A 26,427-nucleotide genomic window follows, 5' to 3' on the forward strand; every position below is an offset into this window, starting at 1 on the left:
ACTCGAACTGATCCGCGGTGAGCTACGCTATGCCGATTTGCCGCGCGACATGTATGCGGCGCACGTGTCCGGGATCGTCGGGATGGCGTTCGATGTCAGTGCGAAGGGGCGGGTCACGGCGTGCCGGATCACGCGGTCGAGCCGCAATCCCCGGTTGGATGCGGCGACGTGCGCGCTGATCATCGAGAAACTGCGCTACCGCCCGACGCGCAATGCCGCTGGGCAGGCGGTTCCGGACACGGTCACCGGCGAGCAAGTCTGGACGATCGAACGTGGGCGGTATGAGGATGACGAATAGCGGGCCGCATGTCCGGCCCTTATACAGCGACACCCCGGAACAGCGTCCCGGGGTGTTCGCGTTTCTGACCGGGTTGCCTTTAACGGCGCGACGATCGCTTACTGCTCGCCGCTACCCGGCTCCGCCATCTTGCGATGCTGTTCGGCTAGGATCGACGGCGGGATGACGCCCGTTGCCGCGACCTGCAGCTTGTTCTTGAGGCCCGAGACGATGTGCCCCTTGCCCGCGAACAGCGCGTCCCAGCCGTCCTTCGCGACGTCGAGCGGATCGCTCTTGTTGTCGTCCTGCCCGACGCTGGTGTCTCCCATGCCCGCGCGGTCGAAGAATTCGGTATCGACGGGTCCGGGCATCAGCGTGGTCAGCGTCACGCCCTTCGAGTCCTTGATCTCGTTACGCAGCGCCTCGGTGAAATTGTCGACGAACGCCTTGGTGCCGTTGTAGACCGCGTTGAACGCGCCGGGAATGTAGCCCGCGATCGATCCCGTCACGAGGATCTTGCCGTCATCGCGCGCGACCATGTCCTTGAGCACGCGCTGGACGAGGTAGATCGTGCCGGTGATGTTGGTGTCGACCGAGCGGCGCCACATGGCGACGTCCTGATCGAGGAACGCGCCGCCCGTGCCGATCCCGGCATTGGCGAACAGCAAGTCGATCTGGCGTCCGCCGGTCGCATCGAGCAACTGGTCGACGCCGTCGATCGAGGACAGGTCGGCGTTGACCGACTGGACGTCGGTGCCAAATTGCTTGAAGTCCGCGGCGGCGGCGTCGATCAGCGCTTCGTTCGCGACGACGATCAGGTCGTAGCCCTGCTTGGCGGCGAGCGTGGCGAGTTCGAACCCGATCCCGGTCGACGCGCCGGTAACGAGGGCAAGTTTGTTGGCCATGATGATGTCTCCTGGAATACGGGTCAGAGCGTGGGCGCGAGGCCGGGCTTGAGGACGACCTTGGTCACTTCATTCTGATTGTCGTGGAACATCTTGTAGCCCTGCGGGGCCTCTTCCAGCGACAGGCGGTGCGAGATGAGGAAGGTCGTGTCGATCTTCTCTTCGAGGATCGCGGCCAGCAGGCCGGGCAGATAATGCTGGACATGCGTCTGGCCGGTTTTGAGCGTCAGGCCCTTTTCCATGAACGCGCCGAGCGGGAATTTGTCGACGAACCCGCCGTACACCGCGGGCATCGAGACACGGCCCCCCTTGCGGCAGGCGTAGATCGCCTGACGGATCGCGTGAGTGCGGTCGGTGCCGAGGAAGGTCGACTTCTTGATCTGGTCGATCACGTTGTCGACAAAGAAACCGTGGGCTTCCAGGCCGACGCTGTCGATCACGGCATCCGGGCCGATCCCGCCAGTCATCTCCAACAGCGCGTCGTAAACGCCTGAATCCTCGAAGTTGATCGTCTCCGCGCCGAACTTCTTGGCGAGTTCGAGGCGGCGCGGGAAATGGTCGATCGCGATGACACGCTCGGCGCCCATCAGGAACGCCGACTGCACCGCGAACAGCCCGACCGGGCCGCAGCCCCAGACGGCGACGGTGTCACCGGGTTCGATGTCCGCATTTTCCGCCGCCATCCAGCCGGTCGGCAGGATGTCCGACAGGAACAGCACCTTCTCGTCGTCGATCCCCTCGGGGATGACGATCGGGCCGACGTCGCTGAACGGGACGCGGACATATTCGGCCTGACCACCGGCATAGCCGCCGGTCATGTGGCTATAGCCGAACAGTCCGGACATCGGCTGGCCGTACAGCGTCTGCGCGATATCCTGATTGTCGGCGGGGAGGCCGTTGTCGCACGCCGAATATTGGTGCTTGCCGCAATGATAGCAGCTGCCGCACGCGATGGTGAACGGGACGACGACCTTCTGGCCCTTCTTGAGCGTCGATTTCGGACCGATTTCGACGACTTCGCCCATGAATTCATGGCCGAGAATGTCGCCCGACTGCATCGTCGGGATGTACCCGTCGTACAGATGCAGATCCGACCCGCAGATCGCGGTCGCGGTGATCTTGATGATCGCGTCGCGCGGGTTGATGATCTCGGGGTCGTCGACGGTGTCGACGCGGACGTCGTGGCGTCCATGCCAGGTCAGTGCGCGCATCAGGCGAGTTCCTCTTCGAATTGCTGGCGCGTTTGCGCGGCGGTGGCGATTTCGCCGGTTTCCATCAATTGCTTGAACCGGCGCAGGTCGCGGCGTGCCTGAATGGCGGGCTCGCGCTGGAATAGCTTGGCGATCAGCTTGCCGACCACGCCCGCGGGCGGATCGTACAACAAGGTGGCGGTGACGACGGTGCCGCGCGCGCCTGCGTCGCGGAATTCGATGCGGCCACTGTTGTTGATATCCGCGCCGGGTTCGGACGCCCAGGCGATGTACGACCCGTCCGCCTCGTCGGTGACGACCGAGTCCCATTCGACCGTCTTTCCGGCGGGCGCCTTGACGACCCAATGCGACCGTTTGGAATCGAGCACGTCGATCCGCACGACATTCTCCATGAAGGTCGGCAGGTTGGCGAAATCGCGGAAATAGGCGAACAGTTCGGCGCGGGGACGGTTGATCGTCACCGATCGCCCGACGATGGAATCGCCGCGCTTCTCGAGCAGAGTGTCGGTCGCCACATCGATCGCGGCGGACGGGTGTTTGGACGCGGAAAGGGGTGCGTCGTCGGTGGTGACGTCGGGCATCATGCTCTCCTGGAGGTGCAGTCCGTTCAACGCGTGGACGCCCCCCGGCGGTTCCTGACAACCTTGTTAACCTCGATTAGGGGCGGGGTGATCGTCGGAAGGTCGTAACGGTTGAGCGTTGCGACGATGCGCCCCATATATGACGGATGAACCCTGCTCCCGTCGCCGAACTCAATGACCGTGCGCGCGACATCTTTCGAGTCGTGGTGGAGAGCTATCTCAACACCGGGGCGCCGATCGGGTCGCGCGCGATCGCGCATTTGTCGGGGCTCAACCTGTCGCCCGCGTCGATCCGCAACGTCATGCAGGATCTGGAAGAACTGGGGCTGCTCGCGGCGCCGCACACCAGCGCGGGGCGAATGCCGACCGAGATCGGCTTGCGGCTGTTCGTCGATGGCATGATGCAGGCGCTCGAACCGTCCGCCGAGGAACAGGCCGCGATCGCCGCGCGGCTGACGCAGACCGGCCCGGTCGAGGAAGCGATCGCCGCGACCACGGCGGCGCTGTCCGGGCTTTCGGCCTGTGCCGGGATGGTGATGGTCGCCAAGCGCGAGCTGGTCCTGCGGCAGATGAGTTTCGTCCCGCTGTCGGCGGAACGCGCGCTCGCGGTGCTGGTCGGCGCCGACGGATCGGTCGAGAACCGCGTGATCGACTTGCCGCCCGGGCTCCCGGTGTCGGCGCTGGTCGAGGCGGGGAATTACATGAGCGCCATGCTCGGCGGACTGACGATCGCCGAGGCGCGCGCGCGGATCGAGCGCGAGATGATGGACGAACGTGCCGAACTCGACGGGGCAGCGCGCGCGCTGATCGAACGCGGGCTGGCGGTGTGGAGCGAGGACGGCGACCGGCGCCCGGTCCTGATCGTGCGCGGGCAGGCGCGGCTGATCGACGACGCCGCCGCGGCCGATCTGGAACGGGTGCGGGATCTGCTCGACGATCTGGAGGGCAAGCAGGACATCGCGCGGTTGCTCGACAATGCCGCGGCGGGCGATGCGACGCGGATCTTCATTGGCGCGGAAACCAAGCTGTTCGCGCTCAGCGGGTCCTCGGTCATCGCCAAACCGTTTCGCGGATTGGACGGTCGCGTGGTGGGAGTCGTGGGGGTGATTGGGCCGACGCGGTTGAACTATGCGCGCGTCGTGCCCATGGTGGATTATACCGCCGCGACACTCGCGCGATTGATGGGTTGAACACGGGATTTTTGGACGACATGAGCGATAACGACACGAACCAGGCACAGGATCTGCGCGAGGAAACCGCCGCAGCCGCTCCCGAGGTCGCCGAGCATGATGCCGTCGACGCACGCTTCGAGAAGCTCGAGGCGGAGCTCGCGGAATCGAAACAGGCGGTGCTGTATGCGCATGCCGAGGCGCAGAACATCCGACGCCGCGCGGAGAAGGAAACCGCCGACGCGCGGGCCTATGCGTCGACCGCGTTTGCGCGCGATCTGCTGTCGGTGGCGGATAATCTTGCACGCGGTCTCGATGCGATCCCGGCGGATCTGCGCGAGGACGAGAAGATGAAGGGGCTCGTCGCCGGGCTCGAGGCCACCGGTCGCGAATTGGAAGCGGTGTTCCAGCGGCACGGCATCAAGAAGATGACGACGATCGGCGAGAAGCTCGATCCGAACTTCCACCAGGCGATGTTCGAGCTGCCGAGCGACGAACCGGCGGGGACGGTCGTGCAGGAAATGCAGTCGGGCTATATGATCAAGGACCGGTTGCTGCGTCCCGCGCTCGTCGGGGTCGCCAAGGCGCAGTAAGAGCGAACCGCCGCGACGCCCTCGGGGGCGTCGCGGCGGCACCGCGGATCACACCTGCGCGATCGTCCGCAAGTGATCGATCCGCTGCCGAAAGACGCCCTCGAAGCTGTGGTCGCGGCTTACCCGGGCCGCGGCGCGGATCATGTCGGCAAGCTGTGCCCGGTCGTTCGAGAGCTTCGTGATCGCGGTCGCCAGCGCGACGATGTGATCGGTCGGGACGGACAGGCCGACGTTCCCCAGCGCCGTAATCCCCTTGAACGCGGCATTGTCATATCCCACGATCGGCACGCCGCAGCTCATCGTCTCGATATAGGTACACGACGGGTCGCCTTGCCGGTGGCAACAGACGAACAGGTCGACCGATTCCTTCATTCTGGGGACGAGCATCGCGTCGAACGGCACGGGGCCATGGACACGGACGCTGTCCTGAAGTCCGGCCCGGTCGACCGATGCCGCGATTTCCCCGCGCAACGGTCCGTCCCCGTAGATGTCGAGGGTGAAGGGTGTGCCACTGCGCGAGAGCGCCGCAGCGATCGGCACGAGGTGATCCGCGCCCTTCATCTTGGCGAGCCGGCCCGAATAGGCGAGCCGCAACGGTCGTCCGGCGAGGACCTGCACGACTTTCGCCTCGACTTCGGCGGCGGTGACGTGCTGCGCGCGCGGCATCCGCGTGTCGAAGTAGCGCATCGGCGCATTCGTCAGCGCATGATAGCTGTCGAACGCCGGGGTTCCATTGGCTTGCAGGCCAGCCGCTTTCGAGAAGGCGCGGCGGCGATCACGTTCGCGCAGGAGGAGCCATGCGCTCGACTTGGCGGTCTGGATCGACAGACCGTGGTCGAGCCGAAGGATCCGCAGGCGGGTGTCCAGCGTATATTCGATCACGAACACCGTGGGGGCGGTGGTCACATACGGCATCGCAAGATCGAGATGACTGTCACCCGCCGCCAGCACCACGGCGGCATCGTCGAAAGCGCCGGGACTGTCCTGCAGATGGTCGCCGATCGACATGAGGTCGAACGGAAGATCCGCCGGATCATAGAAATCCCCGAACGCGATCTGGGTGCGATCGCCTTGCCGCATCAGGCAGCGCACGCGGCCCGGCCACAGCGCTGCATACTGTTTCAGGCCTTCTACCGCCTTGATATCGAGAAAAGTCCTGTTGCCAACCTGCGCCATGGGCACACTTGGGGTCACAACGAGGGTTTGGGATTGCACCAAGGTTCTCCAGGATGCGGCCGTGCGTGCGGCCGATCCAGCGCAGGATAGAATGTTTACGCATGAACAAGATTGCCGGCGCCACAATCGAAGTCGATTGAAAGAAGACAGGGCGTACGGGTTACAAAGCGAATGAAGTCCGTAAGGTAATCGAATACTTTGACCCTCGTCAGGAAAGATGGCCCGCTAGGGACAACATTTCCAAGACGATTCACATCGAGTGCAACCGCCCTCAATTTACATTAAAAATTTGTTAAGGAGGTATTAGTTTTTGGAGCGTGCGCGAGCCCGCCCTGATGAGGGCAGGTCGCACACCGCGCGGCATCGGATCACCGCCTTTCGGCGGAGTGATCGGGAAAGTGTCGGAAATCAGGCGTTAACGACCATGTCGATCGCCATCCGCGCGCCCGTGGCGGCGCACTCCGGATGCCGGCACACAGACGTGTGCGGAACCGCTATTGAACCGCCTGTTTGGCGCGGAGCGACGTCAGATACGCCCGTGTGGCGTCGAACCCGAGAGTGTCCTGGATGCTGCGATAGGCGTTGTCCGCAATCGCTTCGAGCCTTGCGGTGTCGCTGAGCGCTTCCTTGATGACCGCGTCGAGATCGCTCAGATCCCATTTCACGGGGATATAGGTTTCCCACGGCCGGAAGACGTCTCCCATGACGTCGAGGTGCGACATGTCGGGTTTGAGCAACACCGCGCCGACGGCATAGGCCTCGAAATCGCGCCAGCACAGCTCGCCATAGCCGAACGGGCTAAAGCACAACCGCGACCGCGACAATTCCGCCATGAACTGGCTTTTCTTGACCATGCCGTTCGTGGCGCTGGTAATTCCCGGCACTGCGGAAATGGCGTTGGAGGCGTGTTTGCGCATGCTGCCATACCAACCGGTGCCCTTCGTCTGGATCCGGGCATGGACATCGATGTCGCGGACGGACACCCGCCGCTGCTCTCCCGAGAACAGGCGATACAGCTGGCTGCTCGTGGAGAAGGCTGGGGTCAGCAGCAGCTTCGGCAGGATCGTCGGCGGATTGATCCAGGTCGACCGGACGTCCTCTGGCGATGCCGGGTCTGTTTCAACCTGCAGCAGCTGCGAGTAATAGGCCATCAGGTTCGTATGGCCGTCCAGGGCTTTCAGATAGTCGCGCCTTTCATGCATCAGCGATTTCTTGGCATAGCCGTCGACGAACGGATCGACCTTTTGCGAGAAACGAATGTCACAGGGCGCGAACCAGTCGCAGAAGATAATGGTGGCTGTGGGATTGCGCTCGCGCAGACGCTTCACCCGATCGACGTTGAGCGCGAAATATTCGTCGAAACTCGGTTGATACAGGATCGTCCCGGCTGCCTCGACCAACGGGTTCCCGTCGGCCTGCTCCGTCGGCAAGGCGCGAATGCTGACGCCTTCCTTGCGGAAGGAGCGGACTTCGCGGACGAAGGGCGAAAATTGCGGTTCGGCCAGGCGATCATTTTGATACAGCAGCAAGCACTTTTCGGCGCAGTCTTCGTCAAACGGGCGTGACAGGCGATAGGAAACCAGCGGCTGCATCAGACGCGCAGACGTCGGATGGTACAAAGCTGTTTTGCAGACTGCTTCGTCCAGGAGCGTCGCGATCATTGCTGTTTCCTCTCAAAGTGCAGCGGCTGCACGTCCGCAAATTGCGACGAGAGCAAACGGGTCGGAACAAAGGCATGTTTCGCTTGAAAAAATACCATGGTATTCCAGAAAGAAGCTGAAGTTCGCGGCCGACGCAGCACGAAGAGGTGAAAGACGTGCGACGGACCGACTCCCGCCAATACGGAAGAATTTTCGTCTGCGATCACCGACAGATACCCAAGCTCATCCGTCATCACACGACGGTGACCGTCATACTTTACGCATACTGGGAAAGCTAAATCATGCCATTACCGCCTTTGCAACCGAATTATGGTTGCCAAATGGTTAACAACACAACGCAAGATCGCCCGACATTCGTAACGCATCTGGAATGTTCGCTGACCGGGGAAGTCTATCAGGCCGACATGCTGCATGGCCTGTCCAGCGCGGGTCGCCCGTTACTGGTCCGCTATGATCTGGAGGCGGTGAAGGCGGTCATTTCGCGTGACGACATCACGGCGCGGCCGACCGACTTGTGGCGCTGGCGGGAATTGCTGCCGGTGCGCCGCACCGAGAACATCGTCAGTCTCGGTGAGATCGAAACCCCGCTCATCCCGATCCCGAAGAGCGCGGGCAGCCCGAACGTCCTGGTCAAGGACGAGGGGCGGCTCCCGACCGGATCGTTCAAGGCGCGGGGGCTGGTGATGGCGGTGGCGATGGCGAAGGAACTCGGCGTGACGCGCATCGCGATGCCGACCAACGGCAATGCCGGGGCGGCGCTCGCCGCGTATGCGACGCGCTGCGGGATCGAGACGATCGTCTTCTGTCCCGAGGATACGCCCGAGATCAACGTCCGCGAAATCGCGGTGCAGGGCGCGCGGGTGTATCGCGTCAACGGGCTCATCGACGATTGCGGTGCGATCGTCGGCAAGGGCGCGGCGGAAGGGCGCTGGTTCGACTTTTCGACGCTCAAGGAGCCGTATCGGATCGAGGGCAAGAAGACGATGGGGCTGGAACTCGCCGCGCAATTCGGCTGGAAACTGCCCGATGCGATCTTCTACCCGACCGGCGGCGGGACCGGGCTGATCGGTATGTGGAAGGCGTTCGACGAGCTCGAGAAACTCGGCTGGATCGGGTCCGAGCGCCCGCGCATGTACGCGGTGCAGGCGAGCGGCTGCGCGCCGATCGTCCGCGCGTTCGAGGCTGGCCTTGAGCACGCCGAGCGCTGGGAGGATGCGGCAACGGTCGCGGCGGGGATTCGCGTTCCGAAAGCGGTCGGCGATTTCCTGATCCTGCGCGCGGTGCGCGAGAGCGGCGGCAAGGCGCTCGGCGTCGGCGATCCTGCGATCCTCAAGGCAGTCGAGGATTGCGCGAAGAAGGATGGGTTGCTGCTGTGTCCCGAGGGCGGCGCGACGCTGGCGGCGTATCGCGAGGCGCTGCGAACGGGAGAGGTCGACGAGGACGAACGCGTCGTCCTGTTTAACTGCGCGACCGGGCTCAAATATCCGATGCCGCCCGCCGACGCGGCGATCGATCGGTTCGCGCCGATCGATTTCGACGCGCTGTAACGCGCGTTCGTCACCTCGGCTCGTTTCGCTGGATAGCGGGACGAGCCCGGGGTGGCTGGGTCAGGCTTCCGCTACCTTCGCGATGATGTCTGCGTAGATTGCGGTCAGCGCGGTTAGATCGTCCAGCGCTACTGCCTCGTCGAGCTTGTGCATCGTTGCGTTGAGCAAGCCGAATTCGACCGTCGGGCACAGCTGCGACAGGAAGCGTGCGTCGGACGTGCCGCCGGTGGTCGACAGCTCGGCCACGATCCCGGTGTGCCGCTCGATCGCCGCGGCGACCAGCGCGGACAGCGGTCCGGGTTCGGTGAGGAACGCTTCGCCCGAGATCCGCGCTGTGACGGTCGCCGCGGCGTCATGGCGAGCGACCAGTGCGGAGATCCGCTCGGCCAGCGCGGCGCCGGTCTGTTCGTCGTTGAAGCGGATGCTCAGCCGCGCTTCGGCGCGTGCGGGGATGACGTTGGTCGCGGGATTGCCGACGGTGATATCGGTCACCTCGATGTTGGACGGCTGGAACCAGCGATTGCCTTCGTCCAGCACGATCGCCTCGATTTCGGCGAGCATCGCGATCAGCCGCGGGATCGGGTTGTCGGCGAGGTGGGGGTAGGCGACATGGCCTTGCTTGCCCGCGACGGTGATCCACAGATTGACCGACCCGCGCCGCCCGATCTTGATCGTGTCGCCGAGCCTATGCGCCGAGGTCGGCTCTCCAACGAGGCAAAGATCGGGCGCGACCCCGGTCGCGCGCATCCGGTCGATCAGCGCGCGTGTGCCGTAAGTGGCGGGGCCTTCCTCGTCGCCGGTGATGATCAGCGTGAGCGGCGCCCCCGGCTTGGTCGGGATCGCCGCGACGAAGGCGGCGATCGCGCCCTTCATGTCGACCGCGCCCCGCCCGTACAGCAATCCGCCGCGCGTCGTGGGGGTGAAGGCACCGTCGGTCCAGCCGTCACCGGGCGGGACGACGTCGAGGTGGCCCGCAAAGGCGAGATGCCGTCCGCTTCCGGCGCGGGTTGCGAGCAGGTTCTCGACCGGGCCGTCGGGCGCGTCTCCAGTGACGAACCGGTCGACCACGAAGCCGAGCGGGCGAAGTGCGGCTTCCAGCACGTCGAACACTGCACCGCGCGCGGGCGTGACGCTGGGGCAAGCGAGCAACGCGGTCGCCAGCGCGATGACGTCGGAGGAAGGGAGGGGCGAGGGGGCGGGCTGATCCATCCGTAGGCCATCGCCCAAGTGCGGATCGCTTTCAATCCCGCTGACCGTCGGTGACGCCGACGCCTTTTCCGCACGCCCTGTCACTCGCGTTTACAGCCGCGGGAGCCGTTAACGATCGTGTGCCGCCGAAATGCTCAACTGGCACGCGGCTTGCGATGTTTCAGGGCAACGAAGCCTTGTAAACAGAGAGTTAAGCCCATGACCAAGACCATCCTGTTCGCCGCTGCAGCCACCGCCCTTGCCCTCGTTTCGACCGGCGCGAACGCCGCTGCCAACCTCGTCAGCGCGGCCGTCACCGGATCGAATGGGTCGACCGTCTGGAACACCACCAGCGCGACCGGCTATTACACGGTCTTCCTGCAGCAGCCGCTCGGCAACGTGATGAACCCGCAGGGCCAGGCGATCAACGACCCGACCGAAGCCGGCCTCAACAGCTTCACCATCAACGGCGACGGCTGGCCGATCGGTGTCAAGGGTGCGTCGGACCCGCGCTACACGATGACGCTGAACTTCGCGGACGGCGCGACGATCTCGGGCGTGTACGATCCGTTGGTCGATGACGTCCTCAACGCAACGTCGACCACGGTTGGCGGCACCACCTACACCTTCACCGGCTTCGGCTGGGATCGCTCGCGCGCCGACAACGTCAGCGGCAACGTCGCAGTGAAGGGCGGCGACGGGCGTGACTATGCCGGCCAGTTCTCGTTCACCGCGGTCCAGAGCGCCGTGCCTGAGCCCACCACCTGGGCGATGATGCTCGCCGGCTTCGGGATGATCGGCCTCGGCCTGCGCTCGCGCCGGAGCACGTCGGCAACGGTCGCGCACGCCTGATTTCTCGCGCGACGCGCAATCTGAAAAGGCCGTCGGTCCCTTTGGACCGGCGGCCTTTTCATCGTCTTGTCGAAACGACCGGATCGAGTGGAGGTGATCCCGCTTCGGGAGCAACCGTCAGGCGGTGGTGGCGGGCTGCTCGAACTGTTCGAGGACCCATTCCTCTTCCTGCGCCTGCGCGATCCAGTCCTGGACGAACGGGTGGTGGAGCACCGCATCCATATAGCCAGCAGCGAAGCGCGCGATCGGCAGGCTGTAGGTGACGATCCGCGTGACGACCGGCGCATACATGATGTCCGCCGCGCCGAACGCACCGAACAGGAAATCGCCGTCACCGCCGAAGCGCGCGCGTGCCTGCGCCCACAATTCCATGATCCGCCCGAGATCCGCGAGCACGTCGGCGTCGGGCTCCGTCGGTGCAAAGATCTGGCGGACGTTCATGCTGTGCTTGCGGCGCAGCGCGGTGAAGCTCGAATGCATTTCCGCCGCCATCGACCGCGCCATCGCGCGCGCGGCGTCGTCCGCCGGCCAGAACAGATCGCGGCTGGTCTTCTCGGCGAGATATTCGACGATCGCAAGGCTGTCCCACACCACCGCGTCGCCGTCCCACAGGATCGGCACCTTGCCCGAGGACGGCGCGAATTCGTCGCCTTCGCGGCGCTTGTCCCATTCGGCGTCGTAGAGCGGGACGACCGCCTCTTCGAACAGCAGCCCGGACTGCTTGCACGCGAGCCAGCCGCGCATGGACCAGGACGAATAGGCCTTGTTGCCGATGATCAGTTTCATGGCCCCTGCCTAAGCGAGCGCCCGATCCCGTGCAACGGCGCAATCCCGGGTGGTATCCCCACGGCCGATCCCGCATGACGCGCGGCATGAGTCGCAACACCCCCCATCTCGTCCGGCTGATCTCCATTCTCTGGCGGCGGCGCGGGTCGCGGCAGGCGGGGGAGCATCTCGGGCGGCTGCGGCGGCGGCTGGCGACGGGGATCGGCGCGGTGTTACTCGGGCTTGCCGCACTGGCGTTTGCGGGGGTGAGCGACCGCGCGCAGGCGACGTTCGCGGCGTTCGTCGTGCGCTGGCCTTATGCGCCGCTCGCGCTGACGCCGGCGGTGTTCGTGCTGGTGGTGTGGATCACGCGGCGGTTCGCGCCGCATGCGCGTGGCTCCGGCATTCCCCAGGTGATCGCGGCAAGCCGCGCGCCCGAGTCCCGTGCGGCGGCGGCGCTCGTCTCGCTTTGGACGGCGGGCGCGAAGCTGGTGCTGACCGTGGTGATGCTGCTCGGCGGCGCGTCGGTCGGGCGCGAGGGGCCGACCGTGCAGGTCAGCGCGGCGATCATGGTCAAGATTCACCGCTATTTCCGCGTCCCCATTACTGCGGGCGTGCTGATCGCCGGCGGCGCAGCGGGCGTGGCGGCGGCGTTCAATACGCCGCTTGCAGGGGTCGCCTTCGCGATCGAGGAACTCGCCGCCGCGTATGAACAGCGTGTCGCGGTGCTGGTGATGGGGGCGGTGATGATCGCGGGTCTCACCAGCCTCGGGATCTCGGGCGACTACGTCTATTTCGGCGCGATGCATGCGACGCTCGGGGTGAGCGCGGTGCTGACGCTGGCGCCGGTCGCGGGGGTGCTGGGAGGTGCCGCCGGGGGCGCCTTTGCGCGTCTGGTGCTGGGGTTCGCGGCGTCGCAGTGGCGACCCGTGGTGGTTGCGCGGTCGCGGCCGCTGCTGCTTGCGCTCGGGTGCGGTCTGGTCGTGGCGGTGCTGGGCATCGCGACCGGCGGGAGCACCTGGGGGACGGGCTATGGCGCGACTCGCGCGCTGGTCGAGGGCACCGGGCAGTCGCAATGGTTCGGTCCCGCCAAATTCCTCGCCGCACTGGCGACGACGCTGAGCGGCGCGCCTGGCGGGATCTTCGCGCCGTCGCTGGCGGTGGGGGCGGGGCTGGGGAACCTGCTGACGGGCATCTTCAGTGCTGAACCCGCCGGGGCGGTGGTGCTGCTCGGGATGACGGCGTATTTCGTCGGGGTTGTGCGTGCCCCGCTGACCGCGGTGATCATCGTGATGGAGGCGACGGCTGCGCGCGGAATGATCCTCCCGCTGTTCGCGACCGCGCTGATCGCCGACGCCGCAAGCACGGTGGTGTGTCGCGAGCGATTGTATCATGGCCTCGCCAAGCCGTTCCTCGCACTGGTCGAGGGCAAGAAGGACTGACGCGCCGCGCATCCGGCGGTCGATCGGCGCGGGCTTCGGTTTCCCTGTTCCCGCCGCCCCGCGTGCCTTATGCTTCCCCCACCCGGGGAGTTTTTCGATGACCAAACGTACGTTCGATCCCAAATTTCTGCCGATCACCAGCGCGGTGGCGACCGCTTTGCTGGCGAGCGCGTGCGGTCCCTCGACCGATGTCGCGAAGTCGGATGTCGCCGTGTGTCGCGACGACAAGGGCGCGCGGGTCGCCGACGCCAATTGCGCGCGCGGCCATGGCGGAGGGGGCATGAACGGGGCGATCCTTGGGGCTGCGACCTGGTATTATCTTTCCCGCGGCAGCGTCGTGCCGGGGATGGGGCAGCGCGTGTCGGGCGGTTTCCTGTCGCCGCGCGCAGGCGTGAATTACTCGCGCGCCTCGGCGGCGACTGTCACGCGCGGCGGCTTCGGCGCAAGTGCGCGCAGCGGCTTTGGCCGGGTCGGTGCCTGATGCGCCGGATCGACTCCACGCCGCGCGCCGACTGGCAGGCGCAGGTAGAAGCGCTTGGGCTCGTCTGGCACACCGCCGACGGCAAACCCTATTGGGACGAGAGCGCCTGCTACAGCTTCACGCCTGCGCAGATCGCGACGATCGAACAGGCAAGCGCCGACCTGTACGAGATGTTCGTCGCCGCTGGGCAGCATGTGCTCGACCGCGAATTGCTCGGCGAGTTCGGCATTCCAGCTTTCTGTCATGATGCGATCCACGATTCGTGGAATGCCGAGCCGCCCGCGCTCAATTTCGGGCGGTTCGATCTTGGCTATGACGGTGCGGGGCCGCCCAAATTGTTCGAATTCAACTGTGACACGCCGACGTCATTGGTTGAAGCGGCGGTGATCCAGTGGGACTGGAAGGAAGCGGTCTTCCCCAAAGCCGACCAGTATAACGGCCTCCACGAAGCGCTCGTCGCCAAGTGGCGCGACATCGCGCCGCCGCCGGGGAGCAGCGCGCTCTATCTGGCGCATGTCGCCGATAGCGCGGGCGAGGACAGCGTCACCACCGCGTATCTCGCCGATACCGCGCGGGCGGCGGGGATCGATACCCGGCTGATCGAGATGCAGGATCTCGGCTGGGACAGCGCGGGGCGGCGGTTCGTCGATCTCGACAATGCCCCGATCGATGCGGTCTTCCATCTGTATCCGTGGGAATGGCTGGTGAACGAACCGTTCGGCAAGGATCTGGTCGAGAGCCTTGGCAGCACGCTGTGGATCGAGCCGATCTGGAAGATGCTGTGGAGCAACAAGGCGATCCTCGCGGTGTTGTGGGAGCTGTTTCCGGGGCACCCCAATCTGCTCGAGGCGCGGCGAACACCGCTGTCGGGCGATCATGTCCGCAAGCCGCTGCTGGCGCGCGAGGGCGCGAACGTCACGCTGGTCAAGGGCGGCGTGACGCAGGCCGAGAGCGGGGGCGATTATGGTGGCGAGGGGTTCGTGTATCAGGCGCTCTACGATTTGCCCGGAAGCGGCGACCGTCGCCCGGTGATCGGCGCGTGGATGGTCGATGGCGCACCCGCCGGCATGGGGATTCGCGAAGACGGGCCGATCACCGGCAACACCGCCCGCTTCGTGCCGCACATCATCGAGGGATAGCATGGCAGGCCACGATTTCACCGCGCGGATCGCCTGGACTGGGAACCGCGGGGAGGGGACGAAGCGCTATCGCGGTTATGACCGGACGTGGGACCTGGTGACGCCCGGCGGGACGGCAGTGGCGTGTTCGAACGATCCGCGGCTGGGGGGCGACCCGGCGCTTCCCAATCCCGAGGACTTGCTGCTGGCGAGTCTGGCGGCGTGCCACATGCTGTGGTTCCTGCATCTGGCGAGTGCGGCGGGGATCGTGGTGACGGACTATACCGACGATCCGCTTGGCGTCGGGGAGAGCGCGCCCGACGGGACCGGACGGTTCGTGCGCGCGGTGCTGCGTCCGCGGATCACGCTGGCACCGGGAAGCGACGTTGCGGCGGCAGATGCGATCCACGCGCACGTCGGGGCGCATTGCTTCATTGCGCGATCCGTGGCGTTTCCCGTCGAGCATGTGGCGACGTACCAGGAGGCGTGATCCCGCTGCGCATGTTTCGTTCCGGGACAACGCAAGTGACAAAACTTTATGTCGTGCCGCGTATATTTACCGGACATTAACGTTCCTTCCCGGCCAGGGCGATGAAGGTTCCCTGGTGAACGCCGCGTCTGCGGCAGCACCAACCTTCGTTTCGGGAGTTGTTATGAAGCGTATCGGATTTTTAGCAGTCGCTGCAGCCATCGGGGTCGCTGCGGCGGCACCAGCAAGCGCGACCATTCTCATGCCGGGGCAGTCCGGCATCAGTTTCTCCGCGTTCGATGCCTCGACGCGCGGGACGCTGTTGGAGTCGATCACCTCCGGCACCACTGGCGCGACCACCTATACCGGTTCGCTGCGGAGTGCGGTGTACCGGAACACGCTGGGGACGCTGGACTTCTATTATCAGGTTGCGATCGATTCGATCGTACGGGGAGACGAAGTCTTCAACCTGACCACCGCCGGTTTCCTTGACTTCTCGGTCAACGCGCTGGTCGACGGTACCAATTTTGATGGTGCGGGGATCTTCACGGCGGCGAACAACCCCAATTTGCAGGGGCCGCCCGGTTCGACGACCACCGCCTCGCGCAGCGGTAGCGGTGCGATCGTCCGTGCGGACTTTGGCGACAATGGCCTGGAAGCCGCCGGTCAGACCAGCGCGACCTATATCTTCCGGACCGACGCGACCAACTACAACCTTGGCGGCACGTTCACGACCCAGGACGGATCGGTCGCGCAGCGCGCCAACTTCCAGCCGGTCGCGGCGGTGCCTGAACCGGCCACGTGGGGCATGATGCTGCTCGGCTTCGGCGGTATCGGTTTCGCGGTGCGTCGTAGCCGCAAGACCATGCCGCGGATGGCCTTCGCGGTCTGAACCCGTTGCTGTGATGACGCGAGGAGGCTGTCGGTGGGACCACCGGCAGCCTTTTCTTCTGTTACTGCACCAGGCGTTTCGCGCCCTCAGCGGCGCTGGCGATATCCACCGAACTGCGTGCTCTCGAACGAAACGACCGCACCGGCATTGTCGCCGAGCGGGATCGCAGCGACGCCGTAAGCGCTGCGGTAGCCGTTCGTTCCGATCGCCGCGCCGACTTCGCCGTGGATACCCAGACCCGGTTTGCCGGTCTCCTCGCGCTCGCCGCGCGCGATGGCCGCGCTCTCCACGGTATTGCTGTTGAGGATCGCATCGCGCTCGGCATCGCTGAGGCGAATGGTGTCGGTTGACGGCGTGGGGGTAGCCGGGGCCACGGGCGCCGGATCGACGCTTTGCGCAAAGGCGCCGCTCGACCCGCCGGTGACACTCGCGATGCACGCGGTTGCCAGCAGGAAGGGGCGAAGCGGCGTGAGCATCTTGCGGGTCATATCGTTGATATAGGGCAGGATGGTGCGGACGTCTAATCCAGGGTAGGCGTGCGTCCTCAGCTGATCGCTTCGATCACCGCCGCGCGCAGTTCGGGGATGCCCATGCCGGTGTCGCTCGACGTCACCAGAATGTCCGGATGCGCCGCCGGCCGCTTGCGCGCCTCGACCGCGGTCGCCTCGGTCACTTCGGCGAGGTCGCTTGCCTTGATCTTGTCCGCTTTGGTCAGCACCATGCGGTAGCTGACCGCCGCCTTGTCGAGCATCTCGAGGATCTCGCGGTCGACGTCCTTGATGCCGTGGCGCGAATCGATCAGCACCAGCGCGCGCTTCAACACGTCGCGCCCGCGCAGGAAGTCGTTCACCAGGAAGCGCCACTTGCGGACCATGTCCTTGGGCGCCTTGGCGAAGCCGTAGCCGGGCATGTCGACCAGCCGGAACGTCAGCGGGGTGCCGACGTCGAAGAAGTTGAGCTCCTGCGTCCGCCCCGGCGTGTTCGAGGTACGCGCCAGCGAGTTGCGGTTGGTCAGCGCGTTGAGCAGCGAGGACTTGCCGACGTTCGACCGGCCCGCGAACGCCACTTCAGGGACATCCGCATTGGGCAGGAATTCGAGCGCGGGCGCGGACTTCAGGAATGCCACCGGCCCCGAGAAAATCTTGCGCGCCGCCTCGATCGCTTCGGGTTCGAAACTCATGTCTTGGCAACCTTGGTGGGAGCGGGCTCGCGCATGCCGGGATGGCGCGCGTACAGCATCCGCTGCTGCGCGACGGTCCACAGGTTCGACGTGATCCAGTAGACCTGCAGGCCGACTGCGAACGGCGCCATCACGAACATCAGCACCCACGGCATCAGCGCGAACACCTGCTTCTGGGCATCGTCCATCGGCGCGGGGTTGAGCTTGAACTGGAAGTACATCGACACGCCGAGCAACACTGGCACGATGCCGATCGCGAGGAACGGCGGCAGATGGTACGGCAGGTACCCGAACAGGTTGAGGATCGTCGCAGGGTCGGGCGCGGACAGATCGCGGATCCACCCGACGAACGGCTGGTGCCGCATTTCGATCGTCAGCAGCAGCACCTTGTACAGCGAGTACATGATCGGGATCTGGATCAGCGTGGGGACGCAGCCCGCGAGCGGGTTGACCTTCTCGGTCTTGTACAGCGCCATCATCTCCTGCTGCTGGCGCGGCTTGTCGTCCTTATACTTTTCCTGGAGCAACTTCACCTTCGGCTGGATCGCCTTCATCGCCGCCATCGACGCGAACTGGCGCTGCGCGATCGGGAAGATCAGCGTGCGGATCGTGACGGTGAGCAGGATGATCGCGACGCCGAAGTTGCCGATCATGCGGAACAACCAGTCGAGATATTTGAAGATCGGCTTCTCGACGACCTCGAACCAGCCCCAGTCGATCGCCTTGCCGAAATGGCGGACGCCGAGGCGATCCTCATAGCGATCGAGCGTGTTGGTTTCCTTGGCACCGGCGAACAGCTTGGCGGTGGTGACCAGCGCCTTGCCCGGCGCGACGACGCGCGGGGCGAGCGTGAAGCCACCCTGGAACGTGTCGCCCTTGGCGGCGGTGAAGCCGGCGTGGACCGGGCTATTCGCATCCGGGATGACTGCGGCGAGCCAGTATTTGTCGCCGAAGCCGACCCAGCCGCCATTGCCGTCGAACATGTTCGCGCCGGGCTTGGCGCCGCTGCCCCAGATCTTGCCGAAGAACGAGGCGTCCTTGCCCTTCAGATTGTCATAGGTGATGTCGTAGGTCGCGCCCTTGTCGAACACGCCGATCGGGCCGACGTGGTTGGTCCAGGTATCAGCCTCGGTGCCGACGCCGGTGCGCGAGACGAGCGAGAAGGCCCGCAAGGCGACGGGGGCGGCGCCGCCGTTGGCGGCAACCTGGCGGACGGTGAACATGTAGCGATCGTCGATCGCGATCGTCAGCGCGAAGCGCTGGCCCTGCGCGTTGGCCCAGCGCAGCGTCACCGGCTGGCCGGGGCGCAGCACGTTGGACGAGCTGGTGTACATAGTCTCGCCGTTGGGGACGGTGACGCCGTCGCCCGACCAACCGAACCCGGCGTAATAGGCATCCTTGGTCCCGCGCGGCGAGAACAGGCGGATCGGCGGCGAGTTCTTCGCGACCGTTTCCTTGTACTGCGACAGCGTCAGGTCATCGATGTACGCGCCCTTGAGGTTGATCGACCCGTTGAGCTTGGGGGTCTCGATCCGGATTCGCTGCCCGGCCGTCTCGCGCAGGACCGCATTGCGGTCGCGCACGGCGAGCGGGCCGTCGGCGACCGGATCGACCGAGGTCGGCAACGCCTTTGACTGCCCCTTGACGATCTTGGTCGCAGGCGGGTTCGCCGCCGGGAAGAACTTCTGGGTGATGAAGTTGCTGCCGAGCAGGATGATCGCGGCAAAAAGCGCGAAGAGGATGAAATTCTTGCTGTCGTGCTTCACGCGAGTCGTATCCGTTCGTCGATCAGGGTTTCGGCGATCATGGGACCGGGTCGGGTCCGTACCCGCCCCAGGGATGACACCGCGCGATTCGTTTCACGGCCAGCCATCCGCCCTTCAGAGCGCCATAGCGGCGAAGCGCGGTAATTGCATAGCTGGAACAGCTTGGCTGATAGCGGCAGCTGGGTGGAAGCACCACCGACGGGCCAACCTGCCAGCCGCGCGCGACCAGGATCAGCGCGCGGGCCATGAGGGTGGGGCGCGGCGCGCACATCAGCAAACGCCGTCGGGAAGGGAAGCCCTCACCGCACCACCTTCGCCAGCGCTTTGGTGAGTTCGCTGCGCATCGCCGCGTAATCGCGTTCGATTCCGCCGCTGCGACCGATCAGCACATGGTCCGCGCCCGCGACACCAGAGACAGGCAACAGCTCACGCGCAAGCGCACGCAGCCGACGCTTGAGCCGGTTGCGGATGACGGAATTGCCGACTTTCTTGGTGACGGTAAACCCCATGCGCATCGCCGGGGAGCCATCGTCGCGCCGTCGCATCAACAGGACGAATCCCGGCATCGGCGCGCGTTTCCCCGCATTGGCGGCGAGGAAATCGGCGCGGCGCGCCATCGTCTGGATGGTCGCGCCGCGTGTATCCCGGTTTACGCCGACAGCTTCTTGCGGCCGCGGTTGCGGCGAGCGCGAATCACGTTGCGGCCACCCGGGGTCGCCATGCGCGAGCGGAACCCGTGGCGACGTGCACGCACCAGATTGCTCGGCTGAAAGGTCCGCTTCATCGTTCATTCCCTAGGACTGCAAACAGAAAAGGGCCGCCACGCGGACGGCCTCGTAAGCGGTCCCCCTAGGCAAAAAGGGCGGCCTAGTCAATTGCGCGATCACGCGCACGGCGACGCGCCGCACTGCGACGGCGGAGACCCATGTCGGCATAATGCCCGACCCTCGGCCAGCGCCGTTTCACGTGGACGAAGCGCTTCTTCGCCCACAGCGAATTCTGCAGCACCAGCGCAAGCCCTGCCGCGAACACGAAGATCCCGCCCGGTCCGGGGATCGCACCGACGACCGGCGACGCGATGACGAGCACGACTCCGGTCGAGAAGAAGGTCAGCCGAAGCATCGGGTGGCGGGTGGAGCGCATCAGCGTAGCATGTGGGAAGCCGGGCGGGCTTGGCAAGACGGTGGACATCATCGTGCGGACCGTTAAGCCGCTGGCAGGCCCGGGGGGGAACGAAATGGTCGCGAGCGTGTCGACGGTGGCATATCTGGGGCTGGAGGCGCGCGCGGTCGAGGTGCAGGTGCAGCTCATTCCCGGGCTGCCCGCGTTCAACTTGGTCGGCCTCGGCGACAAGGCGGTCGGCGAAAGCCGCGAGCGCGTGCGCGGCGCAATCGCCTCGATGGGGTTGGCGCTGCCGCCGAAGCGGATCGTGGTCAACCTTTCGCCCGCGGATCTTCCCAAGGAAGGGTCGCATTTCGATCTGCCGATCGCTCTGGCGCTGCTTGCGGCGATGGGGATCGTCGATGCGGAAGATCTGGCCGACTATGTCGTGGTCGGCGAACTCGGGCTTGACGCGCGGATCGCGCCGTCGCCGGGGGTGCTGCTCGCGGCGCTCCATGCCTCCGAACTGGGCAAGGGGCTGATCTGCCCGGTCGCGCAGGGGGCGGAAGCGGCCTGGGCGGGGCAGGGCGTGCTCGCCGCACCGGATATTCTGTCGCTGATCAATCACTTCAAGGGGCATGGGCTGCTCGCGGCGCCCGCGGCGGGGGAAGCCGAGCCGATCGTCCACGGCGCGGATCTGGCGCAGGTGAAGGGGCAGGAAACCGCCAAGCGCGCGCTCGAGATCGCGGCGGCAGGGGGGCATAATCTGCTGATGGTCGGGCCGCCGGGGTCGGGAAAGTCGCTGATGGCGTCCTGCCTGCCGGGCATTCTTCCCCCGCTCGATGCGGCAGAGGCGCTGGAGGTGTCGATGGTCGCGAGCGTGGCAGGGACGCTTGCGGGCGGTCGATTGACCCGGACGCGACCGTTCCGCACGCCGCATCACTCCGCCTCGATGGCGGCGCTCGTCGGTGGCGGGTTGAAGGTCAAGCCGGGGGAGGTGAGCCTCGCGCATCTCGGCGTGCTGTTTCTCGACGAATTGCCCGAGTTCCAGCGGGCGGTGCTCGACTCGCTGCGGCAACCGCTCGAGACCGGGGTGGTCAGCGTCGCGCGGGCGAATGCGCATGTCACTTTTCCGGCGCGCGTCCAGCTGATCGCCGCGATGAACCCGTGCCGGTGCGGGCATCTGGGCGACGCCGCGCGCGCCTGTTCGCGCGCGCCGCGCTGTGCGGTGGATTATCAGGCGAAGGTGTCAGGCCCTTTGCTCGACCGGATCGATCTGCACGTCGAAGTACAGGCGGTGAGCGCCGCCGATCTGGTATTGCCGCCGCCCGCCGAAGGGTCCGCGCAGGTCGCTGCACGCGTGGCGGCGGCGCGAATGCTCCAGCGCGAGCGCTATGCCGGGGAAGGCGTGCGGACCAACGCCGAGGCGGACGGCGCGCTGCTCGACCGCGTGGCGACGCCGGATGCGGCCGGGCGCGCGTTGCTGGCGCAGGCGTCGGAGGCAATGCGGCTGTCCGCGCGGGGCTATACGCGCGTGCTGCGGACCGCGCGGACGATCGCGGACCTGGCGGGGGCGGACGGGGTCGCGCGGCTGCACATTGCCGAGGCGCTGAGCTATCGGCGGCGCGAGCCGGTGAATTGAACGAAGCTGTCATCCTGTTGCAACAGGGTGTTGCAGCGCCGCCAAGCTTGCGCTAGCGGGACTTGCGTGCGGGCGTGGTGGAACTGGTAGACGCGCCGGACTCAAAATCCGGTTCCGCAAGGAGTGTCGGTTCGATTCCGACCGCCCGCACCACCTTTTCGGTCGAGTACCCGGCCGAGCGCCCCGCTGAGCGCATTGTCGCTCGCGGCCGAGGGCGCTAGCCTCCCGATATGCCCCGTGCGCTGAAAGTCTTTCGCACCCCGATCGGGTTCCACGACGCCTATGTCGCGGCGCCGACCAAGAAGGCCGCGCTGGAGGCATGGGGCAGCACGCACGACCTGTTCGCGCGCGGGATCGCGGAGATCGTCACCGATCCAGCGTTGACCGAGGAACCGCTGGCGTCGCCGGGGAAGGTCATCAAGCGCTCGCGCGGGACGACGGCGGAGCAGATCGCGGCGCTGCCCGCGGTGGAACGGCCCGATCGCGCGGCGAACGCCGACGAGGAGGAACCGGAGCGTTCCGTGCCTACAAAGGGCAAGCCGAAGTCCAGCAAGGGCAAAACCCCGCCCAAACCGAAAGCCAAACCGAAGCCGCCACCCCCGCGTCCCTCGCCCGATGCGCTGGAAGCTGCCGAGGCGGAACTCGAGACGGCGAAGCGTCGGCATGAGGAGGACGATCGTGCGCTTGCCCGTGAACAGGCCGCGCTCGATCGCCGGCGCCGTGACCTGGAGCGGACGCAGGCGGCGGAGCGCGCGAAACTGCAAGCGGCGCTCGATCGCGCAGATACCGCCTATGCCGCGGCGTTGAAGCGCTGGCGCGCGGCGCGAAGCGGGGATGAGGACTGACGAACCCTTCGCCCTGTCGTCGCGTTGATCGGGGAAGGACGAGGATGCGATGATGACGGGATACGATCTGGAGCGATTCATCACGGCGCAAACGGGGGTGATCGACTCCGCGCTTGCCGAAATCCGGGCAGGCGAAAAACGCAGCCACTGGATGTGGTTCGTCTTCCCGCAGATCGCCGGGCTTGGCAGCAGCCCAACCGCGCGACATTTCGCGCTTGCGTCGCTGGACGAGGCGCGGGCGTATGTGGCCGATCCGGTGCTCGGCCCGCGCTATTTGGCCGGGGTCGATGCGCTTCAAGGGTTGTCGAGCGGAACCGCGGAGGAGGTGTTCGGCGGGATTGATGCGATCAAGTTGCGCTCGTCGCTGACGCTGTTCGAGGTCGCGGGAGCGCCTGCGGTGGTGGGGGCTGCGCTGGACCGCTGGTTTGGCGGGGCGCGCGATGCTCGGACCTTGGAGATTGTCGGCCGGCGGTAGGGGATCCGCTCCCGAGTGAAGCGCCAGGCTACCCCGTCACGCGTGGGCGTAACGGGGTAGCGCAACGTTCTGCGCGCTTACAGATCCACCCCGGCGGCGATTGCTTCCAGCTTGCGGATGCGTTCCTTGAGGTCCGCAATCTCGATCCGGGCGCTGGCGTTGGGAAGCGCCGGGCCGGCGTTGGCGTTTCCGCCGGCGTGAAGCTGTTCCAGCTTGTACGACAGCCAGCCGCGCCAGCCGGTCAGCGTTGCGAAGGTCAGCATCGCCAGACCGGCGAGCGCGGCCAATGCGAGCGTCATGGTGACAATCGGGTCGTTCATGATCCCTGCTCCTGGGAAGATGGTCACGGGAATGGTCACGGGCGGTCGCGCAGTTTCTCGATCTCGCGATCGAGACGGGCGCCGCTGTCGTTGTTCTCGGTCGCGAGCCGTTCGAGCACCGCGATCCGCTCCTTGAGCGCGCGGATTTCGTCGCGCTGCTGCCGCGCGTCCGCGCTGTCCTGCGGCATCTGTGGGTCGATCCGGTCGGCCGCCTTGTAGCGTGCCTTGATGATCCCGCCGACGACCGCGACCAGCACGATCAGCACGACCATCATTTGTCCACCGTTCATGACATTCTCCCTTTATGCGTTCGGGCTGGTCAGCCCTGGGTGGCCTGGCGTGCCGCGCGGGCGGCGCGGCGGCGGGGGCGGTCGATGCTTTCGGTCGCCCAGCAACATCCCGCCGTCACGACGGCGAGCACTCCAAAAAAGATGATCATGATATCCTCGGGGAAGAAAGGGTAGGGGGTCAGTTGAGCGGGGTGTCGCGCAGTCGATCGATCTCCAGCGAGAGATCCACGCCGCGGTCGGTAATGATGCGTTCCAGCACTCGGACGCGCTGTTCGAGCCGTTCGGTCTGGGCCGCATATTGGGCGGCCTTTTCGGCGACCATCGTGGCTTCGATCGCGAGCTTGCGCTCCTTGTAAGCGAGCCACGGGCGGACGATGACGCCTCCGGTCACCGCGATGATCCCAACGCTGATCCCCAGGATCGGGATGAGAAAAACGATATCGGGCGGCATGCTCGGGTCCTTTCCGGGGTTCAGCGCAGCGCGTCGATGTCGCGCGCGATGCGTTCGGCGGGGTCGGTCGCGATCCGTTCGAGGACTGCGATGCGCTCCTCGAGCCGGCTGACCTGGCCGTGGAGCTTGTCGTTTTCCGCGATCAGCAGCACCAGCTTGCGGTCTGCGTCGGGATCGGTGCGGCTGGCGGTGCCGCTCCACTCGTTCTCCAGCGGGTAGCCGTGCCGTGCGCGGATCCAGGTGGTGAACACCCATCCGAGGGTCGACATGGCAATGATGGCAATGACGAAGCCTGGTCCACCCCAAGACATCGGTATTCTCCCTTTTTTTTGGAAAACCCCGCCGTGTTCAGCGCAGGCTGTCGATCTCGTCCGCCAGGCGGCTGTTGCGGCTGGTGTACATCACCTCGATGTCGGCGAGCCGACGGTCGATGTCGCGGAACTTGCTGCGGACTTCGGCGGTCGAGCGCGTCGGGTTGGAGCGGACGCCTTGCCAGAAGCGCGCATCATCGGCGCTGTCGTACAAACCGACGGGTTTCTTCTCGGCAACCCAGCCCATGATGACATAGGCGATCAACACCCACCCGCTGGTGGCGAGGGTCAGCAGTGCGACCCCGACCCGGACCAGGGTCACGTCGATGCCGGTATATTCGGCGATCCCCGAGCAGACGCCCATCCATTTGGCGTTCTGTTTGTCGAGGTAGAATTTGGTGCGGCTGGCGGACATTTCAGTTCCTCCGGGTGATGTCGTAAGACGGGTTGGGGTGCGATTGGACGGTCGGCTCGGCGAGCGGCATGCTGACGCGCCATTCCGGGTGATCGGCGGCGATGATCCGCTCTACGGTGCCGAGCCGGTCTTCGAGGCGACGGGCGAGCGAGTAGAGTTCGTCGAGCAGCTTCTCGTCTTCGTTGGTGATCTTGGGCGCCTGCTTCCACTTGGTGACATAGTGCAGGATCACCCAGGGCATGCCGACGAACAGCGTACCGCAGACGAAGATCGGGACGAGGATGTCTTCCATCTCAGCCGTCCTTTCCGAAGCGAGCCTTCATCGCGGCGAGCTCGGCTTCGACCTTTTCGCTCGACTTGAGCTCGGCGATTTCTTCCTCGAGCGTCTTGGGCGGCGCGCCCATTCCGGCGACGTCGGCGCGGCCTTCGGCCATGTCGACACGGCGCTCCATGATCTCGAAGCGGCTGAACGCGTCCTGCATCCGCGGGCCGTTGTACATCTCGCGCAGCTTGAAGCGGTTCTGTGCGCTTTCGAAGCGGGTTGCGATCGAGTTCTGGCGGCTGCGCGCTTCGCGGAGCTTGCCGGTCAGCTTGGCGATGTCTTCCTCCGACGCGTGGAGCGATTCATCGAGCACCGCGATCTCGCCGTCGAGCTGGGCGGCCATGTCGGCGGCCTTCTGCTTCTCGACGAGGGCGGCCTTGGCGAGATCCTCGCGGCCCTTCGACAGTGCCAGCTCGGCCTTTTCGGTCCAGCTTTCCTGCAGCGCGCCGAGCTTGCTGATGTGACGGCGCATTTCCTTCTGGTCCGCGATCGTGCGGGCGGCGGAGGCGCGCACCTCGACCAGCGTTTCCTCCATTTCGAGGATGATCATGCGGATCATCTTCGAAGGGTCTTCGGCCTTGTCGAGCAGGTCGGTGAAGTTGGCGGCGATGATGTCGCGGGTTCGGCTGAAGATGCCCATAGTGATACTCCTTGGGAAATTTCGGGGATGGCGGCGTCAGGCCTGATACGGGGCCGTTGCCGAAGACGGGGTGGCCATCGCGGGGCCGACCGTGCCGGCGAGCGCGACCGATCCGACGAGGATGGTTGCGACGATCGCGACGAGCAGCTGCGGGAGCGACGTGCGGTTCTTATACTGGTTGTCCATAGTGGGTCTCCCTGTTCGTGTCTGGTGCCCCGTGGGGCGATGCCAGAAGCTTTGCAGGGACCGTGCCAAATCGAATATCGGCGGAAATCCGTACCTTGCTGCAAGGTGAACGAAATGCGCCTTGCCAACCTCTGGGATTTTACGCCAAGCCTTGGC

Annotated in this window: 35 protein-coding genes and 1 tRNA gene; 14 read left to right on the forward strand and 22 right to left on the reverse strand. The window is 65.6% G+C overall.

Annotation, left to right across the window (positions count from 1 at the left end):
* On the forward strand, window positions 1-298 hold a 298-nt coding region (locus QBJ92_RS13710; protein ID WP_277970266.1), incomplete at its 5' end, for an energy transducer TonB.
* Window positions 299-396: 98 nt separating this feature from the next.
* Here the strand turns inward: QBJ92_RS13710 and QBJ92_RS13715 are convergent.
* Genes QBJ92_RS13715 through QBJ92_RS13725 form a run of 3 tightly spaced genes read right to left on the reverse strand, consistent with a single transcriptional unit; the run spans window position 397 to window position 2,974 of the window.
* Window positions 397-1,182 carry an SDR family NAD(P)-dependent oxidoreductase gene (locus tag QBJ92_RS13715; protein ID WP_277970267.1) on the reverse strand — a complete coding sequence of 262 codons (786 nt, stop codon included), beginning with the start codon at window positions 1,180-1,182 and terminating at the stop codon, window positions 397-399.
* Window positions 1,183-1,205: 23 nt separating this feature from the next.
* The gene (locus QBJ92_RS13720) at window positions 1,206-2,393 is read right to left on the reverse strand and encodes a zinc-dependent alcohol dehydrogenase (RefSeq protein ID WP_277970268.1); all 1,188 of its coding nucleotides are present in this window, start codon (window positions 2,391-2,393) and stop codon (window positions 1,206-1,208) included.
* Window positions 2,393-2,974 (reverse strand): SRPBCC family protein, encoded by a 582-nt coding sequence (locus QBJ92_RS13725; protein WP_277970269.1) that lies wholly within the window; start codon window positions 2,972-2,974, stop codon window positions 2,393-2,395. Before QBJ92_RS13725 ends, QBJ92_RS13720 begins: the two co-directional genes overlap by 1 nt.
* Before the next feature lie 146 nt (window positions 2,975-3,120).
* Between QBJ92_RS13725 and hrcA the strand changes: the two genes are divergently transcribed.
* Together hrcA and grpE are read left to right on the forward strand one after the other, a co-directional pair.
* Window positions 3,121-4,164: a heat-inducible transcriptional repressor HrcA gene (gene hrcA, locus QBJ92_RS13730; protein ID WP_277970270.1), complete on the forward strand. Its 1,044-nt coding sequence runs from the start codon at window positions 3,121-3,123 to the stop codon at window positions 4,162-4,164.
* Window positions 4,165-4,184: 20 nt separating this feature from the next.
* Window positions 4,185-4,736 carry a nucleotide exchange factor GrpE gene (grpE, locus tag QBJ92_RS13735; protein WP_277970271.1) on the forward strand — a complete coding sequence of 184 codons (552 nt, stop codon included), beginning with the start codon at window positions 4,185-4,187 and terminating at the stop codon, window positions 4,734-4,736.
* Between the two features lie 48 nt (window positions 4,737-4,784).
* Here grpE and QBJ92_RS13740 read toward each other — a convergent pair whose 3' ends face one another.
* Entirely contained in the window at window positions 4,785-5,951 is a 1,167-nt protein-coding gene (locus QBJ92_RS13740; protein ID WP_277970272.1) for a glycosyltransferase family 4 protein, read from the reverse strand.
* Window positions 5,952-6,406: 455 nt separating this feature from the next.
* Complete coding sequence (locus tag QBJ92_RS13745) at window positions 6,407-7,573, reverse strand: glycosyltransferase (protein ID WP_277970273.1); 1,167 nt, start codon at window positions 7,571-7,573, stop codon at window positions 6,407-6,409.
* A 320-nt stretch (window positions 7,574-7,893) separates the two neighbouring features.
* On the opposite strand from QBJ92_RS13745, the gene QBJ92_RS13750 reads away from it, so the two are divergent.
* Window positions 7,894-9,120, forward strand: coding sequence for a threonine synthase (locus tag QBJ92_RS13750; RefSeq protein WP_277970274.1), 1,227 nt, complete (start codon window positions 7,894-7,896; stop codon window positions 9,118-9,120).
* A 60-nt stretch (window positions 9,121-9,180) separates the two neighbouring features.
* On the opposite strand, the gene dapE is transcribed toward QBJ92_RS13750, so the two are convergent.
* Entirely contained in the window at window positions 9,181-10,329 is a 1,149-nt protein-coding gene (gene dapE / locus QBJ92_RS13755) for a succinyl-diaminopimelate desuccinylase (RefSeq protein ID WP_277970275.1), read from the reverse strand.
* 198 nt (window positions 10,330-10,527) lie between these two features.
* On the opposite strand from dapE, the gene QBJ92_RS13760 reads away from it, so the two are divergent.
* The gene (locus QBJ92_RS13760) at window positions 10,528-11,160 is read left to right on the forward strand and encodes a PEPxxWA-CTERM sorting domain-containing protein (protein WP_277970276.1); all 633 of its coding nucleotides are present in this window, start codon (window positions 10,528-10,530) and stop codon (window positions 11,158-11,160) included.
* Window positions 11,161-11,277: 117 nt separating this feature from the next.
* On the opposite strand, the gene QBJ92_RS13765 is transcribed toward QBJ92_RS13760, so the two are convergent.
* Entirely contained in the window at window positions 11,278-11,946 is a 669-nt protein-coding gene (locus QBJ92_RS13765) for a glutathione S-transferase family protein (protein ID WP_277970277.1), read from the reverse strand.
* Between the two features lie 86 nt (window positions 11,947-12,032).
* On the opposite strand from QBJ92_RS13765, the gene QBJ92_RS13770 reads away from it, so the two are divergent.
* The 5 genes from QBJ92_RS13770 (at window position 12,033) to QBJ92_RS13790 (ending at window position 16,327) form a co-directional block, all read left to right on the forward strand.
* Complete coding sequence (locus QBJ92_RS13770; protein ID WP_277970278.1) at window positions 12,033-13,367, forward strand: chloride channel protein; 1,335 nt, start codon at window positions 12,033-12,035, stop codon at window positions 13,365-13,367.
* Between the two features lie 97 nt (window positions 13,368-13,464).
* The gene (locus QBJ92_RS13775; RefSeq protein ID WP_277970279.1) at window positions 13,465-13,848 is read left to right on the forward strand and encodes a hypothetical protein; all 384 of its coding nucleotides are present in this window, start codon (window positions 13,465-13,467) and stop codon (window positions 13,846-13,848) included.
* Window positions 13,848-14,987, forward strand: coding sequence for a glutathionylspermidine synthase family protein (locus QBJ92_RS13780; RefSeq protein ID WP_277970280.1), 1,140 nt, complete (start codon window positions 13,848-13,850; stop codon window positions 14,985-14,987). Before QBJ92_RS13775 ends, QBJ92_RS13780 begins: the two co-directional genes overlap by 1 nt.
* A gap of 1 nt (window position 14,988) precedes the next feature.
* Window positions 14,989-15,456: an OsmC family protein gene (locus tag QBJ92_RS13785; RefSeq protein ID WP_277970281.1), complete on the forward strand. Its 468-nt coding sequence runs from the start codon at window positions 14,989-14,991 to the stop codon at window positions 15,454-15,456.
* A gap of 163 nt (window positions 15,457-15,619) precedes the next feature.
* A complete protein-coding gene (locus QBJ92_RS13790) occupies window positions 15,620-16,327 on the forward strand; it encodes a PEPxxWA-CTERM sorting domain-containing protein (RefSeq protein ID WP_277970282.1) in 708 nt (235 codons plus the stop codon).
* 86 nt (window positions 16,328-16,413) lie between these two features.
* Here the strand turns inward: QBJ92_RS13790 and QBJ92_RS13795 are convergent, their stop codons facing one another.
* From QBJ92_RS13795 to QBJ92_RS13825, 7 genes are all read right to left on the reverse strand, one after another.
* The gene (locus QBJ92_RS13795) at window positions 16,414-16,815 is read right to left on the reverse strand and encodes a hypothetical protein (RefSeq protein WP_277970283.1); all 402 of its coding nucleotides are present in this window, start codon (window positions 16,813-16,815) and stop codon (window positions 16,414-16,416) included.
* A 56-nt stretch (window positions 16,816-16,871) separates the two neighbouring features.
* Window positions 16,872-17,507: a ribosome biogenesis GTP-binding protein YihA/YsxC gene (yihA, locus tag QBJ92_RS13800; RefSeq protein WP_277970284.1), complete on the reverse strand. Its 636-nt coding sequence runs from the start codon at window positions 17,505-17,507 to the stop codon at window positions 16,872-16,874.
* Window positions 17,504-19,273, reverse strand: a complete 1,770-nt coding sequence (yidC, locus tag QBJ92_RS13805; protein ID WP_277970285.1) for a membrane protein insertase YidC — start codon at window positions 19,271-19,273, stop codon at window positions 17,504-17,506. The genes yihA and yidC overlap by 4 nt, the downstream gene beginning before the upstream one ends.
* 37 nt (window positions 19,274-19,310) lie before the next feature.
* Window positions 19,311-19,544: a membrane protein insertion efficiency factor YidD gene (gene yidD, locus QBJ92_RS13810; RefSeq protein ID WP_277970286.1), complete on the reverse strand. Its 234-nt coding sequence runs from the start codon at window positions 19,542-19,544 to the stop codon at window positions 19,311-19,313.
* Between the two features lie 28 nt (window positions 19,545-19,572).
* Window positions 19,573-19,890, reverse strand: a complete 318-nt coding sequence (gene rnpA, locus QBJ92_RS13815) for a ribonuclease P protein component (protein ID WP_277970287.1) — start codon at window positions 19,888-19,890, stop codon at window positions 19,573-19,575.
* A 32-nt stretch (window positions 19,891-19,922) separates the two neighbouring features.
* Window positions 19,923-20,057: a 50S ribosomal protein L34 gene (gene rpmH, locus QBJ92_RS13820; RefSeq protein WP_010162954.1), complete on the reverse strand. Its 135-nt coding sequence runs from the start codon at window positions 20,055-20,057 to the stop codon at window positions 19,923-19,925.
* Between the two features lie 83 nt (window positions 20,058-20,140).
* Window positions 20,141-20,467, reverse strand: coding sequence for a hypothetical protein (locus tag QBJ92_RS13825; protein ID WP_277970288.1), 327 nt, complete (start codon window positions 20,465-20,467; stop codon window positions 20,141-20,143).
* 43 nt (window positions 20,468-20,510) lie between these two features.
* Between QBJ92_RS13825 and QBJ92_RS13830 the strand changes: the two genes are divergently transcribed.
* The 4 genes from QBJ92_RS13830 (at window position 20,511) to QBJ92_RS13845 (ending at window position 23,336) form a co-directional block, all read left to right on the forward strand.
* A complete protein-coding gene (locus QBJ92_RS13830) occupies window positions 20,511-22,016 on the forward strand; it encodes a YifB family Mg chelatase-like AAA ATPase (protein WP_277970331.1) in 1,506 nt (501 codons plus the stop codon).
* A gap of 68 nt (window positions 22,017-22,084) precedes the next feature.
* Window positions 22,085-22,169: transfer RNA gene (locus QBJ92_RS13835), tRNA-Leu, on the forward strand.
* Window positions 22,170-22,246: 77 nt separating this feature from the next.
* Window positions 22,247-22,861 (forward strand): hypothetical protein, encoded by a 615-nt coding sequence (locus QBJ92_RS13840; RefSeq protein ID WP_277970289.1) that lies wholly within the window; start codon window positions 22,247-22,249, stop codon window positions 22,859-22,861.
* Between the two features lie 52 nt (window positions 22,862-22,913).
* Window positions 22,914-23,336, forward strand: a complete 423-nt coding sequence (locus tag QBJ92_RS13845) for a DUF1810 domain-containing protein (RefSeq protein ID WP_277970290.1) — start codon at window positions 22,914-22,916, stop codon at window positions 23,334-23,336.
* 77 nt (window positions 23,337-23,413) lie between these two features.
* Here the strand turns inward: QBJ92_RS13845 and QBJ92_RS13850 are convergent, their stop codons facing one another.
* The 8 genes from QBJ92_RS13850 to QBJ92_RS13885 form a co-directional block, all read right to left on the reverse strand.
* Window positions 23,414-23,656, reverse strand: a complete 243-nt coding sequence (locus QBJ92_RS13850; protein ID WP_277970291.1) for a hypothetical protein — start codon at window positions 23,654-23,656, stop codon at window positions 23,414-23,416.
* 35 nt (window positions 23,657-23,691) lie between these two features.
* Window positions 23,692-23,931 (reverse strand): hypothetical protein, encoded by a 240-nt coding sequence (locus tag QBJ92_RS13855; protein WP_431358408.1) that lies wholly within the window; start codon window positions 23,929-23,931, stop codon window positions 23,692-23,694.
* Window positions 23,932-24,124: 193 nt separating this feature from the next.
* Window positions 24,125-24,397 (reverse strand): hypothetical protein, encoded by a 273-nt coding sequence (locus QBJ92_RS13860; protein WP_277970293.1) that lies wholly within the window; start codon window positions 24,395-24,397, stop codon window positions 24,125-24,127.
* A gap of 20 nt (window positions 24,398-24,417) precedes the next feature.
* The gene (locus QBJ92_RS13865) at window positions 24,418-24,708 is read right to left on the reverse strand and encodes a hypothetical protein (RefSeq protein WP_277970294.1); all 291 of its coding nucleotides are present in this window, start codon (window positions 24,706-24,708) and stop codon (window positions 24,418-24,420) included.
* A gap of 37 nt (window positions 24,709-24,745) precedes the next feature.
* Window positions 24,746-25,123: an envelope stress response membrane protein PspC gene (gene pspC, locus QBJ92_RS13870; protein ID WP_277970295.1), complete on the reverse strand. Its 378-nt coding sequence runs from the start codon at window positions 25,121-25,123 to the stop codon at window positions 24,746-24,748.
* Between the two features lies 1 nt (window position 25,124).
* A complete protein-coding gene (gene pspB, locus QBJ92_RS13875) occupies window positions 25,125-25,415 on the reverse strand; it encodes an envelope stress response membrane protein PspB (RefSeq protein ID WP_277970296.1) in 291 nt (96 codons plus the stop codon).
* Window position 25,416: 1 nt separating this feature from the next.
* Complete coding sequence (gene pspA, locus QBJ92_RS13880; RefSeq protein WP_277970297.1) at window positions 25,417-26,085, reverse strand: phage shock protein PspA; 669 nt, start codon at window positions 26,083-26,085, stop codon at window positions 25,417-25,419.
* A 36-nt stretch (window positions 26,086-26,121) separates the two neighbouring features.
* A complete protein-coding gene (locus QBJ92_RS13885; RefSeq protein WP_277970298.1) occupies window positions 26,122-26,271 on the reverse strand; it encodes a hypothetical protein in 150 nt (49 codons plus the stop codon).
* Between the last annotated feature and the right edge of the window lie 156 nt (window positions 26,272-26,427).

The organism is Sphingomonas echinoides (genome assembly GCF_029623395.1).
Lineage (GTDB): Bacteria > Pseudomonadota > Alphaproteobacteria > Sphingomonadales > Sphingomonadaceae > Sphingomonas > Sphingomonas echinoides_A.